13 protein-coding genes and 1 pseudogene are annotated in these 16,372 nt (G+C 46.7%); 3 read left to right on the plus strand and 11 right to left on the minus strand.

Translation table 11 applies throughout. The annotated features are described in order from the left end of the window. Nucleotides 1-185: 185 nt before the first annotated feature. Nucleotides 186-527 (plus strand): helix-turn-helix domain-containing protein, encoded by a 342-nt coding sequence (locus NSU01_RS31675; RefSeq protein WP_076247168.1) that lies wholly within the window; start codon nucleotides 186-188, stop codon nucleotides 525-527. 13 nt (nucleotides 528-540) lie between these two features. On the opposite strand, the gene NSU01_RS31680 is transcribed toward NSU01_RS31675, so the two are convergent. The 6 genes and pseudogenes from NSU01_RS31680 to NSU01_RS31705 all read right to left on the minus strand — a co-directional run. Continuing rightward, complete coding sequence (locus NSU01_RS31680) at nucleotides 541-1,200, minus strand: NAD(P)H-dependent oxidoreductase (RefSeq protein WP_042140094.1); 660 nt, start codon at nucleotides 1,198-1,200, stop codon at nucleotides 541-543. Further along, on the minus strand, nucleotides 1,197-1,709 hold the full coding sequence (locus NSU01_RS31685; RefSeq protein WP_052422119.1) for a nuclear transport factor 2 family protein: 513 nt from the start codon (nucleotides 1,707-1,709) through the stop codon (nucleotides 1,197-1,199). Before NSU01_RS31685 ends, NSU01_RS31680 begins: the two co-directional genes overlap by 4 nt. Before the next feature lie 146 nt (nucleotides 1,710-1,855). After that, a complete protein-coding gene (locus NSU01_RS31690) occupies nucleotides 1,856-2,416 on the minus strand; it encodes a site-2 protease family protein (protein WP_144026170.1) in 561 nt (186 codons plus the stop codon). A 529-nt stretch (nucleotides 2,417-2,945) separates the two neighbouring features. Next, nucleotides 2,946-3,761, minus strand: coding sequence for a GNAT family N-acetyltransferase (locus NSU01_RS31695; RefSeq protein ID WP_076247106.1), 816 nt, complete (start codon nucleotides 3,759-3,761; stop codon nucleotides 2,946-2,948). Between the two features lie 18 nt (nucleotides 3,762-3,779). After that, on the minus strand, nucleotides 3,780-4,271 hold the full coding sequence (locus NSU01_RS31700; protein ID WP_042140097.1) for a hypothetical protein: 492 nt from the start codon (nucleotides 4,269-4,271) through the stop codon (nucleotides 3,780-3,782). Between the two features lie 221 nt (nucleotides 4,272-4,492). Next, a pseudogene (locus tag NSU01_RS31705) lies at nucleotides 4,493-4,917 on the minus strand (DMT family transporter); the annotation flags it as partial. A 265-nt stretch (nucleotides 4,918-5,182) separates the two neighbouring features. On the opposite strand from NSU01_RS31705, the gene NSU01_RS31710 reads away from it, so the two are divergent. Then, the gene (locus NSU01_RS31710; protein ID WP_042140098.1) at nucleotides 5,183-7,837 is read left to right on the plus strand and encodes a cation-translocating P-type ATPase; all 2,655 of its coding nucleotides are present in this window, start codon (nucleotides 5,183-5,185) and stop codon (nucleotides 7,835-7,837) included. 74 nt (nucleotides 7,838-7,911) lie between these two features. Here NSU01_RS31710 and NSU01_RS31715 read toward each other — a convergent pair whose 3' ends face one another. Further along, complete coding sequence (locus NSU01_RS31715) at nucleotides 7,912-9,738, minus strand: APC family permease (RefSeq protein WP_039300618.1); 1,827 nt, start codon at nucleotides 9,736-9,738, stop codon at nucleotides 7,912-7,914. A 306-nt stretch (nucleotides 9,739-10,044) separates the two neighbouring features. Between NSU01_RS31715 and NSU01_RS31720 the strand changes: the two genes are divergently transcribed. After that, a complete protein-coding gene (locus NSU01_RS31720) occupies nucleotides 10,045-10,866 on the plus strand; it encodes a DUF2785 domain-containing protein (protein WP_076247108.1) in 822 nt (273 codons plus the stop codon). A 93-nt stretch (nucleotides 10,867-10,959) separates the two neighbouring features. Here the strand turns inward: NSU01_RS31720 and NSU01_RS31725 are convergent, their stop codons facing one another. The 4 genes from NSU01_RS31725 to glmM form a co-directional block, all read right to left on the minus strand. Next, nucleotides 10,960-11,502, minus strand: coding sequence for an O-acetyl-ADP-ribose deacetylase (locus tag NSU01_RS31725; RefSeq protein ID WP_231575234.1), 543 nt, complete (start codon nucleotides 11,500-11,502; stop codon nucleotides 10,960-10,962). Between the two features lie 139 nt (nucleotides 11,503-11,641). Next, a complete protein-coding gene (locus NSU01_RS31730; RefSeq protein ID WP_076247110.1) occupies nucleotides 11,642-12,178 on the minus strand; it encodes a GNAT family N-acetyltransferase in 537 nt (178 codons plus the stop codon). A 298-nt stretch (nucleotides 12,179-12,476) separates the two neighbouring features. Beyond that, a complete protein-coding gene (gene glmS, locus NSU01_RS31735; RefSeq protein ID WP_042140099.1) occupies nucleotides 12,477-14,309 on the minus strand; it encodes a glutamine--fructose-6-phosphate transaminase (isomerizing) in 1,833 nt (610 codons plus the stop codon). A gap of 648 nt (nucleotides 14,310-14,957) precedes the next feature. Further along, entirely contained in the window at nucleotides 14,958-16,298 is a 1,341-nt protein-coding gene (gene glmM / locus NSU01_RS31740; protein WP_039294242.1) for a phosphoglucosamine mutase, read from the minus strand. Between the last annotated feature and the right edge of the window lie 74 nt (nucleotides 16,299-16,372).

Consider the following 16,372-nt stretch of genomic DNA (forward strand, 5'->3'; position numbering starts at 1 on the left):
GTTAATTACTGCATAAAAAAACAGGCCACCGATCTTACCGGTAGCCTGGCATCATTACATCTCATCGAATAACCAAATCAGTATACAACTCCCAGTGACAGTCCTAATCTTTTTCACTATACTATAATTAAATTAGTTACTTTATTTTTTAGTTCGATATCATAAAAGAATGAGAGATGAGCGCATTGGAAGAATCAAAGTTTGAGAGTAGCTGTATTGATTCAATATCTGAGGTTTTACAGTTTCTTTCAGGAAAATGGACTTTTCTGGTGATGACACAGCTTCTTAGGGAACCTCAGCGTTTTAACCAACTCCGACGGAATTTAGGTAACGTCAATACGAAGGGCCTAACAGATACATTACGGAATTTAGAAGAACATCAAATGTTAAACCGCCAGGTCTTTCCAACGGTACCCGTAACCGTCGAATATTCAATTACCGATAAGGGAAAAGCCTTCTCGAAGGTATTTGAGCAGATCAATCACTGGAAAAATGAATGGGATTCTCCTGTCCAGCAATCCTCATAAAAAGGACAATTCGTTAGACAAACTGTACGATATCTTTCATCGGACGTCTTTTTTTAGAGCGCCCTTCCCGGACGCGATAACCGAAGGCTGCCATGACACTTAAGCTATATTCATTCTGTCCCAGAAGTCCTTTCTTTTGAAGCAGGTCATTAACGGCATCCAGATTGAAGCCTTCAATGGCGCATGAATCGATTTCAATATGCGCCGCTGCCGTCATCATGTTTCCAAGTGCAATAAATGTCTGTTTGGAGGACCAGTCCAGCAAAGCTCTTTCTGAATCCAAATGCAGGTCATGATAAAATTGGGCATATGCCGGCTTCATTCCCTTGTAAATTTCCAGAGGCATCTCCAAGGTTTGAGTTTGCTGCTCTTTTAAATAAGGAGAATCATAGGTAAGGTCCTTCCTGGCTAAAATCATAACAAAATGACTCGATGTGGGCAGCTGCCGAACTGCGCCATATGCATATGGAGCCAATTCATTTCTGAATTCCGGGCTCTGCACAACAATGAATTTCCATGGCTCATTTCCGCCCGAGCTTGGAGATAGCCGGCCAGCCTCTAGAATAAATTGAAAATCCTCTTTAGAAATTTTTCTCTCCGGGTCAAATTCTTTGGTTGCATGCCGATAGTTGAAGGTTTCCAGCATCTCTGTTTTTCTTGCAGATGTATTCATTTCTCCTCCCAGTTAGCCAGCGGATCCATCCGGAACCGGGTTAAGTTTAAACTGCTGATTTTCCATACACCATCTACACGCTCGTAGGATTCTCTATATTGACCATACCCGTTATGTCCTGGAGGCGAGTCGCCCTTATCAGGAAAACTCAATAAATCTTCCATTGCCCAAACACCCTTCGCGTGATTCTCATCTATCCAATCAATCTCCGGCATATGTCCATGGTGAACGGAAGGTGCCTTTCCGACTAGATCGTTTATCACTTTACTGAATTCTTCCCCGTTTTTGAACACATGTCCATCAGGTTCGAGTTTGACCTCAGCTGTGAAAATTTCTGCTAATTCAGACCAGTTCTTCTCATCCACAAAACGGAAATAGCGTGCTTTCAGTTTTTTTATCTCTTCGATGCCCTCCAGCCGTTGAACTTTCCGTTCCAGCTGATGGAGTTTATTCATAATAATCTCCGGCCCGTTCATGACTGCCTGCTCATGGTGCTGCTTATCTGTCATATAATTGTCTCTCCTTCTTTGGCATTCAATTGCCTCGAGACAAACTATAGCAGGTAATTATTATTTTCATAAGGAGGCTATTTTTTTATATATACTTTAGAAAAGTAAAGCCTTTGATGCCTGTACTACCTTTCAGTCCAGTCATGCTACAACCCGATGTCCGCAGGCGTCTTTGCCTGTAGTATCCTTTTCAAGAGCAATCCGTCACTGGGATAAAACTTTCCATACCGGGCCAAATCTCTTGGATATAAACTAACTATTATTGTCCATACATTCAGAACTATGAATAGCAGCGGAAGATAATAATTATGTTCACTGCCAATGCCAAGCGTGAAGTAGATGATGCCAATTACAGACGTCTGGAACATTACCCCGCCGAGAGCAAAAATAGAATGACGCAGCCTGCTGGCCTTTTTGCCGCTCTCTATAAACGTTAACCCGCCAAATCCGTAGCAGAATATAAAGGATGTGCCGAAGATATCTGCACTCCACAACTGTTTCCGGTCACCTATGACCACTAATTTTATTGGGTACCCCATTAACTTCCCTGCCAAATAATGTCCGAGTTCGTGTACGAACGTGTCCAGATATTTAAACAAAGTCAGTATGACCGCACCGAGTACCCCATGCATGACTGACGGCTCAACCATGGATAACAAGAGGATGAATACTATAAACAACATAATATAAAGAAAAGTCCGGTTCAACACGGTTTCCTGCCTTCAAGTTATTTTAATCTACCAGTGTCATCAGAATTGCAGTAAGATTACTGCATCTTAATAGAGTGATTAGCACATTCTTAGAGACTTCTGTTGCCTATTGCTATTTTAGATCGCTAATAACTTCTTCTTAATATCTTCTTTAGTTATTTCCCCACTACAAATAGTTGAATTTCTATTTTCCAACAAGTCACAAGCTTTATCCTTTTGCCCGTTTTTAGCATATAGGAAGGCCAATATATACATTGGCGATGGATTATGTATCTGTCCTAACGAAATGTTCTTTTCAATTTGCCCTTTGCCATTTCAGTCCGAATTGTATTAGTCTCGGTGATATTAATTGATCTAGTATTAACTTCAGCGGTTCACCCACAATAGGCTCCCCCTGGTAGTTGATTTTTTTGATTTCAACCTTTTTAATCACAGGAATAACTGTTAGAACTTGAGCGCGAGTCTCCTAGCATACACCCTGCAATTTCAAACCCTATAGCTTTAACTAGAATCAGTCATGACTCCCTCACGAGAACTTATACCAGAATATCCGATAGTCAAAATCCGGCTTCATCCCGATTGCTTGAGCTATACGGATAGAGCCTGTGTTCTCCGGAGTACAGTCCCAGTAAGGCAGGATTCCTTTTCGTCTGAATTCTTGTAACAGTGCAGTAGCCACTGCCGTCCCATAATTTCTTCCTCTGTATCCTTCCAGGGTCTCGATATCAATCGCATGCGTCTCTTTTGCAATAAAAGCCGAGAAACACAAACTCACGACCTGGTTATTATACTCGGCATAACACCCCAGTCCCTGCTGAAGGAAAACATCTACCGACTCCCAGTAATGCAGTATTTTCTCTTCTACAAATGAATGGTTCTCTAATCGCCTTGACGTAAGCAGCTCCCTGTCGATTGACCGGATCGTTATTTCATTAGCTTGAAATTCCACAGCTCCCGCTTGCTCTCCTGCACAGAACACATGCTGATTTTCCGCCGAAATATTACTGTCCCCGAAGATGGTACTTAGCGTTTCATCCCAGGTATCCATCTCCGCGCCGATCTCGACCCAATTGATCCCTTGTTTCTGTAGCTCAGGTTCTATAACGGTTCGCATGTATTCGCCCAGCTTCTCTGCAAACACTGAACTCCACGCATCACCAACGACTTGAAACCCCTGCTGTCCCTGAATCCAGATTAACGCTGCTGTTGGTTCTGTCGGATGATCTGCGTAGACCCTACCCGGGTTCATCCCATCAACTATAGCCTTGGCCTCAATATTTTTACATGGATCTGTGAGATGCCGTATCTTATAAAAGTCCTCTTTATTAAGCTCTGTGATCATTGTCAGTTCCTCCGGTCCTTACAAATAATGCTTTTCAATTGCTTTTTTGAATACATCTATGGGTTTTTCATAATCTATAGGTTTGTGAATTATTCTGTTCAGCCATTTCATATGCTCTTCCTTACTTGCATGTTCTCCTTGTGCATGATCATTAAAGAAGGTTACTTCTTTCATTGTTCCTAAGACACTTCTATTGTTGGTTCTTGCTATATTGATCTGCTGGCTGTCTTTCATATACGATTCAATTAACTTCGGTTCAATTCCTTCACTTACCAGATAATCCCTCAATTCTGTGCGGAACTTATCGGTTAAACTATTTAACTGAGCCGATCTTACCCCGTTAAAAATCACACTCAACCGGCTTAGATCATTGATGAGGAGGATATGCTTCCGTCTATTTACCCATATCATATTCGTGTGCCAACTGAATAACGGAGCGGTTAGCTCATTCTCTATCGGTGCAGCTTTCATTTCCTTCAATAAAGCCTGCGTGAATCTTAATACAACCATTTTGCACTTCCTTTCTTAACGCTTACATGCTTCCCATTCATCTGTATTCGGGAGTACCCCCGCACTATCCTCTCTGCAGAACGGAAATCAGGCCGCCCTCAACTGAGGACGACCCGATGTTTTCACACTTATTTTTCCTTAATGACCAGCAACTCCCATACAAATCAGAACGGTCCCTGCCCAAAAGGACAAGCCAATCTGCTCTCCGAGTAATAACCACCCCAGGAAAGCGCCGCAACGAGCAGGGATATCCCGCCGAGCTGAAGCGATGGATCAATGTCCGCATTTCCGACAATAATACCGACACCGAGCGTTGCTAAAATAACGGAAAAGGCCTTTTTAAAGGTGATCTTCTCTTTCAAAATAATCCGCGCAAACAGAACCATAAATGCAGGTGTCGCCCCGGTAATGATCGCACCCATTTGTGCGGTAGAGAGCATCGTGCCTATCTCTTGGGTTACGATTGAAATGGTATTTCCAATCACGCCAATCATGACAATTAACAGGATATCCCGTTTCTCGATACGCCACGATTGTCTGGTAATAATACCAATAAGGAGCATGCAATAACCGCAATTACATAGCGGATCCATACTAATTCAAGCGGCGGTACAACGTCCACCACGTATTTTACAACCACATACATCCCGCCCCAGATGCTGGCAGCGAGCGATAAATACTAAGAACCTAATAAAGTGTTTTTCATGTTTTGTACCCTCCGTTGTTCCAGACATTCCTTGTCCTTAACGGAGTTGTAGTTTTCAATTTTTTCATTCTATTCTATACGAACAACGTCCATCTGGGTATAAGTATTTAACTGCCCTGAACGAGAAATGTTGAAACTTGTCATATTTTCTAACGTAGATTTGGACCATACAGAGAATGAAAAACTGGAGAGGAGCTTGTACCTGATGGAGTATTACCGCCGCAGTGTGACAGACACCCTGGAAGAAGTGCAGAGCCAGACCAAAGGGCTTACGTCTGCTGAAGTAGACAACCGGCTCACCAAGGACGGCTACAATGAGTTAAAAGGTAAACAGAAAGACCCGCTCTGGAAGCTGTTTCTGGAGAATTTCAAAGATCCGATGGTTATTGTGCTGCTCATAGCAGCAACAGTTCAGATTGTGATGGGGCATGTGATGGAATCCGTCATTATCTTTGTAGTGCTGATTCTGAATGCTGTGATCAGCGTTGTCCAGACCCGTAAGGCCGAGAGCTCGCTTGACGCACTGCGCAAAATGTCTGCGCCTGAAGCCAAGGTCATCCGGGACGGAGCCTTGCTGTCCATTCCCGCGAGGGAACTGGTCCGCGGTGATATCGTCTTCCTGGAGGCTGGCGATTACGTGCCTGCGGACGGACGGATTATTGAATCCGGGAGCCTGAGGATTGACGAAGGAATGCTGACCGGAGAATCCGAAGCCGTAGAGAAGCATATTCAGCCTATTGATCATGACGCTCCGCTTGGAGACCGGCGCAATATGGCCTTCAGCGGCTCGCTCGTTGTCTATGGCCGGGGAACGCTGGTCATTACAGGAACTGCTCTCGGCACTGAGCTTGGGAAGATTGCCGGTCTGATCGAGAGTGCAGAAGCGAAGCAGACTCCGCTTCAGCGCAAGCTGGAGAGCTTCGGCAAGAAGCTGGGCCTGGCCGTTCTCGGCTTGTCCATCCTCATCTTCTCCATTCAGGCTGCACGCGTCTGGCTCTCGAACGATACGGTCGACACGACCGAAGCGATTCTAAATGCCCTTATGTTCGCCGTCGCTGTAGCCGTCGCCGCGATTCCCGAGGCATTGTCCTCGATTGTAACCATCGTGCTCTCCGTAGGCACCAACAAGATGGCCCGGCAGAACGCCATTATCCGCAAACTGCCCGCTGTTGAAGCCCTGGGATCAACCAGTGTAATCTGTACAGATAAGACCGGTACCTTGACACAGAATAAAATGACAGTTGTCGATTACTTCCTGCCGGAAGGATCGCAGGAGCAGTTCAGCCTGCAGGCCGATGAATGGTCGGAAGAAGCCCGCAGACTGCTGCATATCGCCGTACTCTGCAACGATTCCAACATTAACGAGGAAGGCAAAGAGCTGGGTGACCCTACAGAGGTTGCGCTGATTGCCTTCAGTAACAGCAAGAACCGGGATTACCGCGAGATCCGCGATAACTTCCCGCGCGAAGCCGAGCTGCCGTTCGACTCAGAACGCAAACTGATGACGACGCTGCATACCTTCGACGGCCAGAAAGCCCTGCTTACCAAAGGCGGCCCGGATGTCCTGTTCAGCAGATGTACCCACGTGCTGCTGAGCGGCCAGGAGGTCCCGCTGACACCGGAGGTTCTGGAACGCTTCACCGAAGCTAACGAGCAGTTCTCCAGCCGAGCCTTGCGGGTGCTTGCTTATGCCTATAAGACCGTGCCAAATACCGTCACCGAAGTAGGCCTTGAAGATGAGCAGAACCTGGTTCTGGTTGGCCTCTCAGCGATGATTGATCCGCCGCGCGAGGCGGTATATGGCTCCATTGCTGAATCCAACAAGGCGGGTATCCGCACGATCATGATTACCGGGGACCATAAGACCACCGCTCAGGCGATTGGTCGCGATATCGGACTGATGGCTGAGCATGAGATCGCGGTCACCGGCCAGGAGCTGGATGCCATGTCCGAGGAGGAGCTGGACAGCAGGCTGGAGCAGATTGGCGTCTATGCCCGTGTCTCTCCTGAGAATAAGATCAGAATTGTCCGTGCCTGGCAGCGTAAAGGCAAAATCACCGCCATGACCGGCGACGGAGTCAATGATGCCCCGGCCCTAAAGCAGGCCGATATCGGTGTAGCCATGGGCAGCGGAACTGATGTAGCCAAGGATTCCGCAGCCATGATCCTGACCGATGATAACTTCGTATCCATCGTCAATGCGGTCGCTGTCGGCCGGACGGTGTTCGACAACATCAAGAAGGCCATTGCCTATCTGTTCGCCGGCAATTTGGGGGCGATCATCGCCATCCTGTTCGCGCTGATCTTCGACTGGATCAACCCGTTTACCGCCATCCAGTTACTGTTCATTAACCTGGCCAACGATTCCCTGCCGGCCATTGCCCTGGGCATGGAGAAGGCTGAGCCGGATGTAATGAGCCGCAAGCCACGGGACATTGGCGAAGGCATCTTCGCCGGAGGCATGATGCAGGCTGTCATTACCCGCGGGCTGCTGATCGGGATTGCCGTCATTGTCTCCCAGTATATCGGGCTGCAGCATTCCGATGAAATGGGCATCGCGATGGCCTTCACCACGCTGATTCTGGCGCGTACGCTCCAGACCTTCGCGGCCCGCTCCAACAGCCAGACCTCTGTGGAAGCCGGCTTCTTCAGCAACAAATATGTGATCGGCGCAGTGATGGTCTGCTTTGCCTTCTACGGCATTGCTGTCCTGCCCGGCGTCAGAGACATCTTCTCCATCCCCGCTTCCTTCGGGATGGACCACTGGCTCACAGCCACTGGCCTTGCCCTAGGCTCGGTCATCGTGATGGAGCTGGCGAAGCTTGTCCGCCGTGCATTGCCGTCTAAGCAGGCCGCATAGGCTTAGCTTAGGGGTGAAATAGCCAAAAGCCTGCACGCCCGGGAATGGGGGTGCAGGCTTTTTTATATAATAAATTACTTCTTCAAATGATAAGGCACTGTAGTGACAATAACATCGCTGCGGAACAGTAACCGGGCACGTATCAGCAGACTCGATTGATTATGAAGGATGTTATGCCAGCCTTTCTTCGGAATGAACTGTGGAATGATGACCGTTACCCTATGATTTAACTCTGCCGCCTTCCAATTGATCGTATCAATGAATTTGGTCAACGGTTGTACGATGCTTCTATATGGAGTATACAAAGTCACTAATCTTATTTCCGGCTGCCACTTTTTCCATTTCTCCTCGAATATTGCTTCTTCTTCTCTTTCGAAGGGCACATACACGGCGATAATCTGCTGCGGATTCAGCGATTTGGCATATTCCAGGGAGTTCATCACCACATGAGTGATTCCGGCAACCGGCACGATGATTACATTGCCTTCAATCTTAATCGTTTCCTCACAGGTCGTTATTCTGAGCTGGTCGGCAACGGCCTCGTAATGCTTATGAATCCGGTGGAACACCAGAAGGAGAATCGGCAAAAATACAAATACCGGCCAGACCTGTGTGAACTTGGTCAAGAAGAACATCATCGTAACAATAAGGCTGATTAGAGCACCAACGGTGTTGATGATGAATTTTTGCAGCCAGCCCGCCTGTTTTTCCCGGAGCCACTTAACCATCATCCCTGTCTGTGACAGCGTAAAGGGAATGAACACACCTACAGCATAAAGTGGGATCAACTGCTCTGTCTTCCCTTCAAATACATAAATCAGGACCATAGACAGAACACCCAGAATAATAATGCCGTTAGAGTAACCCAGCCGGTCTCCACGCATGGTGAACATCCGCGGAATGAACTTATCCTTGGCCAGATTCACAGCCAGTAAAGGAAATGCGGAATACCCGGTGTTGGCAGCCAGAATTAGTATTAATGCAGTGGTTCCCTGTATGAAGAAATACATCGCATTCCGGCCGAACGTTTGCTCGGCAATTTGCGACACGACCGTCACATCAGCACGGGGAGCTATACCATAGTAATAGGCCAGCACAACAATTCCTGAGAACATAACAGCAAGTAAGGCTCCCATGGCCACTAAGGTTTTGGCGGCGTTAGAAGCCTCCGGACTTTTGAAATTCGGAATGGCATTGGATATCGCCTCTACACCCGTTAACGCAGAGCTCCCGGAAGAAAATGCGCGCAGCAGCAGGAATAGACTGATCCCCGCTACCGGTGTGCCCAAAGAGGTATGCAGCTCTGCCGGAACGTTACCGGTTAGGATATTATACAGGCCTGTACCAATCAGAATGAATAAAGCCAGCACGAATAAATAAACCGGATAAGCAAGTACGGAAGCGGATTCCGTTACCCCTCTTAAGTTCAGAATCGTAATCAGGATCACGAAGACGATAGCGATAACTACTTTATGCTCATGCAGGCTTGGAAAAGCTGAGGTAATCGCGTCCGCGCCGGCCGATATACTTACAGCCACCGTCAAAATATAGTCCACCAACAGCGATCCGCCGGCAATCAGTCCGGGGTATTTCCCCAGGTTTTCCTTGGATACCACATAGGCTCCACCACCATGCGAATAAGCAAAAATAATCTGCCGGTAGGACAAAATGAGTGCGGTCAACAATACTAATACGCCAATCGCAATCGGAATGGAATACCAGAAGGCAGCTGCCCCAATCGTAACGAGAACAATCAAGATTTGTTCCGGCCCGTACGCAACGGAAGACAAGGCATCTGAAGACAGTATGGCCAGCGCTTTCTTTTTATTTAGCTTTTGCTCCCCTAACTCAGTAGACTTTAAGGGCCTGCCGATCAGAAATCGTTTTAAAAATGAGATCACGGGTTTCACCACTCGCTTATTATTTTGTAAAATTCTTGATAGTGCAGCATCTGTACCCTACTCAGACACAACAAAAAGACCACAGAAGAATATTCCGTGATTATAGAGGCAAGGAACTGTTCGAATTCTGCGGAGTAAACTATCATTTACTTCCAAGTTCAGCCTATCATTTCCGGCATTAATATAGCGTTAAGGATTCCTCAAAGACATTAAGATTGCATTAAGATATGATGAAGTTGTATCCCATCATGCCTGTATCTTATAGTAAGAGAAGAGTCCGGAAAATACCCAGTAGGAGCGCAAACCATGAATTTAAAAGAACAGTTGATCCTAATCAAAGAAAATGACTACCAGACACCAGCGGAACCCTTCCAATTGGTACAAGAAATGATACATAACATCGGCTCCTTGGATGCCGAGCTGCGTGATGATCTAATCTATACAACCCTATCCCACTGGATTCCCGGTAATTCGCTTTCCGAAGACGAGTTGGAGCAACTTCTCCCTGCCCTATTGGATACTGATCATTTGCATTATAAGCTCGGTGAAAGCAATACAGACTCTGTATTCACCCGGTCTTTCTCTATGCTGGTCATCCCGCTTCTCATCATAAAGCATAGGGAATCCCCCTTCCTCTCAAGAGAGCAAGTTCACCAGATCAAAGAGAAAGTGTTCTACAGTGTGCAGGAAGAGCGGGATTACCGCGGGTATGACGAAGAAAAGGGCTGGGCTCATGCCATAGCCCATGGGGCAGATGCTTTAGATGATTTGGCCCAATGCTCCGAACTGGATCAAGGTGACCTCTTCACCATCCTTGATCTAGTATACGACAAGATGACCATAACCGAACGGGTTTACTCCGATGGTGAGGAGGAGCGGATGGTCAGACCCGTAATCAGTGTTTTAAACAGAAAACTGCTTAGTCAGACTGATGTAGAGCAATGGATTCAACGTTTTGGTAAGGTGGAGAAAAGTCCAGACTTCCTGCCTGCCTTCAGGCAAAAAAATAATATTAAGAATTTCCTGAAAAGTTTATATTTCCGGGTAAAATTCTACAAAGCAGATGCTGCTCTCTGCCCGGTGATTGAGGATACTTTATATAAGGTAGAGAAAGTGTATTATTGCTGATTAAAGAAATCACAAATGGCTCCGCCCTTTGATAATAAGGGCGGAGCCATTTGCTTTATTTTTAGTGATTTTTCAATCTCTAATTAGTCAATCTCAATACTTCTTTAGTTCATTCTTGTATATTTCAAAGTTCTCTTCATCAAAACATACAAATACTACTTTCTTAATATTTGTTTCCTTATTTAATAAGTACTTAGACACTTCCTCTACGGCTATGTAGCAGGCTAAGTCTTTCGGATATTTGTATATACCTGTACTTATATTTGGAAAAGCAATACTTGTAGCTTCGTTTAACTCCGCTTGCGTTAATGAATTCCTGTAACAGTCTTTTAGCTTTTGTTCCTCATTGTTCAATCCGCCATTCCAAACGGGCCCCACGGTATGGATAACCAAACGGCTCTTCAAGTTCCCTCCTGTGGTAACTACCGCTTCTCCAACTGCACAGCCACCCTGTTGATTGCGGATCTTCATGCACTCTTCTAATATTGCTTTTCCCCCAGCTCTATGGATAGCACCGTCTACGCCGCCTCCACCCAACAGACTAGTGTTGGCAGCATTGACTATTGCTTCTACTTCAATTTTAGTTATATCTCCCCGGACCAACTGAACGATTGAGTCTTTCATAATAACTTCCATGAATAACCTCCAATAGTACTTCGTAAATAACCACATATGTAGAATATTCGCGGAATTATTGAGCTATCCTGCCCTTTCGTTGAACAAAGGCAACCGACTATTAACCGACTGCCTTTGTGTCGATATATTGCATATCGGCCTATTCAGGAGGACTCAAATAATACCGGTAATACTTAAAATCATGTCGCTCATTCAATATATGAATCAGCAAATTTTGCTCATCCATAAGCTGGAATCCGCAGTATTCAAGAACCTTTTGAGATGGGATGTTGTCAAGCTCAACGGTTCCAATGATATAGGGAATATCGTATTTTCCCGCTATCCATTCAAGTGTTCCCTTTGCAGCCTCCTTAGCATAACCTTTCCCTCTTGCACATGGGAGGATTCCATAGCCAAATTCAGGTTCATGTAACTCATCATGTTCTTGTGCAGCGACCTGGCCAAGAATATCACCTGTTTCTTTTTCAAAAACACCTAAGCATAATGTTCCAGTTATAATACCCATATTTTTATAGTTAGAAAGGTGCCAATTAAAAAACTCTTTTGCCCTTGGCTTCTGCATTTGCCAACCTTCATACAAATCCAAAAGCTTTTCGAATTGCTCGAAATCATTATCGTCAAAAGTTCTGACGACCAGCCTTTCTGTTTCGATATAAACTGTGTTCAAGTCACTCATTAATAAACCCTCACTTATTCTGTCTGAAATTAAAAAGCATTCACAATTACGGGTTACCATAATTAGAAATTTTTAGTTTTATCACTTTTCACGTTATTTTCCCCTGTTAGTTAATGAAGCATTTTCTCTTAACAATACTAATTGTTTAATAATTTGGGTTTGTCCTCCATCAAAAAAAAGCCGTCCTGAGATTTCAGGACGGCGCATGATGTCTGGCTTGTTGTCTGAAATTTTACATCAGACAATTCATAACTCTAAAGTATCCAAACTCTTGGACACATGTTCAGTAATAATCCCCTTACTCCACAGTAACACTCTTAGCCAAGTTTCTTGGCTTATCAACATCATGACCCAGAGCCAATGACGCGTAGTAGGCCAGCAACTGCAGCGACACTACGGACAAAGCAGCGGTCAGCAGCGGCAGAGTCTGAGGAATCACGAACACCTGGTCAACGGACCGGAGCAGGTCGTTTTTGTGCTCTTCATGAGTGATCGCCAGGACATGTGCGCCGCGGGCTTTCACTTCTTTGATGTTGCTTACAGTCTTCTCAAGTACGGATTCCTGGGTTGCCAGGGCAATAACAGGAACGCCTTCTTCGATCAGCGCCAGTGTACCATGCTTCAGTTCACCCGCAGCATAAGCTTCGGAGTGAATGTAGGAGATTTCTTTCAGCTTCAACGAGCCTTCTTGGGCTACTGCATAATCTACACCGCGGCCGATGAAGAACAGGTGTTTGTGCTCAGCGATTTGCTCAGCGTAAGCTTTGATCGCATCTTTCTGAGCCAGGATTACTTCCACTTGCTCAGGCAGGGACTGCATAGCTGCCAGAATCTTGGCAACTTCAGGCTCAGACTGGGTGCCGCGTACTTCAGCCAGGTACAGACCCAGCAAAGTGAATGCGATCAGCTGGGAAGTGTAAGCTTTGGTCGATGCTACAGCGATTTCCGGACCAGCCAGGGTTACGAGTACACTGTTCGCTTCCCGGGCAATAGAGCTGCCTACCACGTTAGTGATTGCCAGAACATGGGCTCCGTTGGCTTGACCTTCACGAAGAGCGGCCAGTGTATCTGCAGTTTCACCGGATTGGCTGACTACGATAACCAGTGTTTCTGGGGTCACGATTGGCGCACGGTAACGGTATTCGGAAGCAATATCATTCTCTACCGGAATACGCACCAGGGACTCAATCAGGTTACGTCCAACAAGACCAGCATTATAAGCAGTACCGCAAGCTACGATCTGGATGTTGCGGATGTTCTTGATTTGTTCTTCAGTCAGGTTAAGCTCAGGCAGAATGACTTTGTTGCCTGCAGCATTCATGCGTCCGCGCATGGTATCGCGGTAAGCCTTTGGCTGCTCGTGGATTTCTTTCAGCATGAAGTGCTCATAACCGCCTTTTTCTGCGGTAACAGCATCCCAATCGACAGTAATCATTTCCCGAGAAATAAAGTTGCCTTCAATCGTCATTAATTCGACAGCATCCCGTGTCAATACAGCCATTTCGCCGTCGTTCAGAATATATACGTTGCGGGTATATTCCAGCAGAGCAGGAATATCAGACCCGATAAAGTTTTCGCCTTCTCCAAGACCGATAATAAGCGGGCTGGCCTGACGTACTGCTACCAGTTTATCCGGTTCGTATTCAGTCAGAACACCCAGTGCGAACGCTCCGCGCATATAAGTGATTGCTTTTTGCACAGCCTTCACGATATCCCCATTGTATTCACGCGCAATCAGATGGGAGATAACTTCGGTATCTGTTTCGGAAGAGAAATTAGCTCCTCCGGCAATCAGTTCTTCCTTGAGATCCAGATAGTTCTCAACAATCCCGTTATGAACTACGGAGAATTTGTGGGTGTTATCTGTGTGTGGATGAGAGTTCTCATCGGATGGTTTGCCGTGTGTAGCCCAGCGGGTGTGGCCAATTCCTGCGCTGCCTGTCAGCGGAGTTGCTTCGAGACGGGATTCCAGGTTCGCCATACGGCCCTGTGCTTTTACAACCTGCAGACCTTCCTTGGTGAATACGGCAATACCTGCGGAATCATACCCGCGATACTCCAGCTTCTTCAAACCCTCGACCAAGATCCCCTGCGAATTCTGATTACCAATATATCCTACAATACCACACATTATATTTTCCTCCGTCCAATTTTTCGTAGTAAGGGCGGCCATGAGGAAAGAAACGTGCCGTGCGGCATGTTTTGAAGAAAAGCAAATATGTTGTTGTCCGTTACAGCTCAACAAAATAACCTGTCACTTGCATCTATAGTCATGAAAATGCACAGTCTTCTCCTCTGCCGTGGCAGAACCATCTGCGTTTCCTGCATATGCGCATACCCATGATTTGTACATTTCAATTGGCACCCACAGGAGCGTTGTGTGAGAGGTCGCCCTCGCATTTTCCGCTTCCATTTACGGCTCTGGTGCATCACCGGGAGGTCCCCGCCGAACATTTCGAACACCTCCACCTCGTCAGCTTACATCTGCCGTGATCCGTTCAGGCCGTTCTGCCCTTAATGGCAGCTTCCGGTCTTCCCTTCTCCCCCGCGCAAGATCAAGCTCTGGCGCTTGCATTGCTTCAACCTTACTATCCCCGCTTTCCTTCTGGAATGACACTTAGTCTATTATATGCACCTTACATCGTTTTGGCAATGATGCGGCAAAGAAAACCTTTTTCATCCATTTCAATTGAAAACATCGTCAACACTAAAGGTTCAGCCGGTGAACAAACATTACTCCTCCGTCCACCGGCTGCCCATTCTTGCCTTATTAGCGTAATTACACCAGCTCGCGCTGAACCACTTCAACAATCTGTCCTACAAAAAGATCAAGCTCGGCCTTATCCGGCCCTTCCGCCATTACACGGATCAGCGGCTCGGTTCCCGAAGGACGCACCAATACACGCCCGTTGTCGCCCAGCTTGCCTTCGACTTCTATGATCGCGGCTTCAATCGCCGGATTGTTCGGATAATTGGTTTTGTCCTGCACACGCACATTTACCAGTACCTGCGGATATTTGGTCATCATGGACTTCAGCGTGCTAAGCTTCTTGCCGGAAGTCTTCATCGTATTGACCAGTTGAATCGCCGTCAGAATACCGTCACCTGTCGTATTGTAGTCCAGGAAGATTACATGGCCGGATTGTTCTCCGCCCAGATTATAGCCGCCACGGCGCATTTCTTCCATGACATAACGGTCGCCGACCGCAGTCTTCGCTGTATTCAGCGATAATTTCTCTGTAGCTTTGTAGAATCCGATATTGCTCATTACTGTAGATACAATTGTACCATCCTTCAGCTTACCCGCACGGTTCATGGCATCCCCGCAAATGCAGAGGATAAAGTCGCCGTCAACCTCATCGCCGTTCTCATCGATAGCAATCAGGCGGTCGGCATCGCCATCAAAAGCGAGTCCCAGGTCCGCGCCGTGGCGCAGTACTTCCGCACGCAGGGTCTCCGGATGTGTGGAACCGAATCCGTCGTTAATATTAAGCCCGTCCGGCTCTGCACCGATGGAGATTACTTCGGCTCCCAGCTCTCTGAACAGCCGTGGCGCAAGCTCATAAGCCGCGCCGTGCGCACAGTCCAGTACTACCTTAATGCCCTTGAAGTTCTGGTCGATCGTTGTTTTCAGATATTCCAGATACAGATATTTCGCATCATTATCTACCCGGAGCGTACCAAGACCCGATCCGACCGGACGCGGCAGCTCATCCTGCTCGGCATCCATCAGCTCTTCAATCCGCAGCTCTGTTTCATCAGTCAATTTGAAGCCGTCTCCGCCAAAAAACTTAATCCCGTTATCCTCCACCGGGTTATGCGAAGCTGAAATCATGACACCGGCATCAGCCTTGAGCAATCTTGTAATATAAGCAACCGCAGGTGTAGATACCACACCCAGGCGGATCACATCCGCGCCAATGGACAATAAGCCGGCAATCAGTGCCGATTCCAGAAGCGGACCGGATATCCGTGTATCCATCCCAATTACGACCTTAGGCTTTTCCACATTTCCTGCCAGTACATATCCCCCGCAGCGTCCAATGCTGTATGCCATCTCTGCTGTTAATTCACGGTTTGCGACTCCGCGTACGCCATCTGTTCCGAAATACTTACCCATCTTTTTTCTCCTTTTAATACGCTGCTTCAGCTTAATAAATTATAGTATGATTGATTCTTTATTCCGTGTATATG

It is taken from the genome of Paenibacillus sp. FSL H8-0259 (assembly GCF_037963255.1).
In the GTDB taxonomy this organism is placed as follows: domain Bacteria; phylum Bacillota; class Bacilli; order Paenibacillales; family Paenibacillaceae; genus Paenibacillus_AQ; species Paenibacillus_AQ phytohabitans.

Excerpts from the sequence above, each read along its gene's own strand:
- NSU01_RS31680 (WP_042140094.1), bottom strand. The coding sequence starts at position 1,200 with ATGAATACATCTGCAAGAAAAACAGAGATGCTGGAAACCTTCAACTAT.
- NSU01_RS31685 (WP_052422119.1), bottom strand. The coding sequence starts at position 1,709 with ATGACAGATAAGCAGCACCATGAGCAGGCAGTCATGAACGGGCCGGAG.
- NSU01_RS31695 (WP_076247106.1), bottom strand. The coding sequence starts at position 3,761 with ATGATCACAGAGCTTAATAAAGAGGACTTTTATAAGATACGGCATCTC.
- NSU01_RS31700 (WP_042140097.1), bottom strand. The coding sequence starts at position 4,271 with ATGGTTGTATTAAGATTCACGCAGGCTTTATTGAAGGAAATGAAAGCT.
- NSU01_RS31710 (WP_042140098.1), top strand. The coding sequence starts at position 5,183 with ATGGAGTATTACCGCCGCAGTGTGACAGACACCCTGGAAGAAGTGCAG.
- NSU01_RS31720 (WP_076247108.1), top strand. The coding sequence starts at position 10,045 with ATGAATTTAAAAGAACAGTTGATCCTAATCAAAGAAAATGACTACCAG.
- NSU01_RS31725 (WP_231575234.1), bottom strand. The coding sequence starts at position 11,502 with ATGGAAGTTATTATGAAAGACTCAATCGTTCAGTTGGTCCGGGGAGAT.
- NSU01_RS31730 (WP_076247110.1), bottom strand. The coding sequence starts at position 12,178 with ATGAGTGACTTGAACACAGTTTATATCGAAACAGAAAGGCTGGTCGTC.
- glmS (WP_042140099.1), bottom strand. The coding sequence starts at position 14,309 with ATGTGTGGTATTGTAGGATATATTGGTAATCAGAATTCGCAGGGGATC.
- glmM (WP_039294242.1), bottom strand. The coding sequence starts at position 16,298 with ATGGGTAAGTATTTCGGAACAGATGGCGTACGCGGAGTCGCAAACCGT.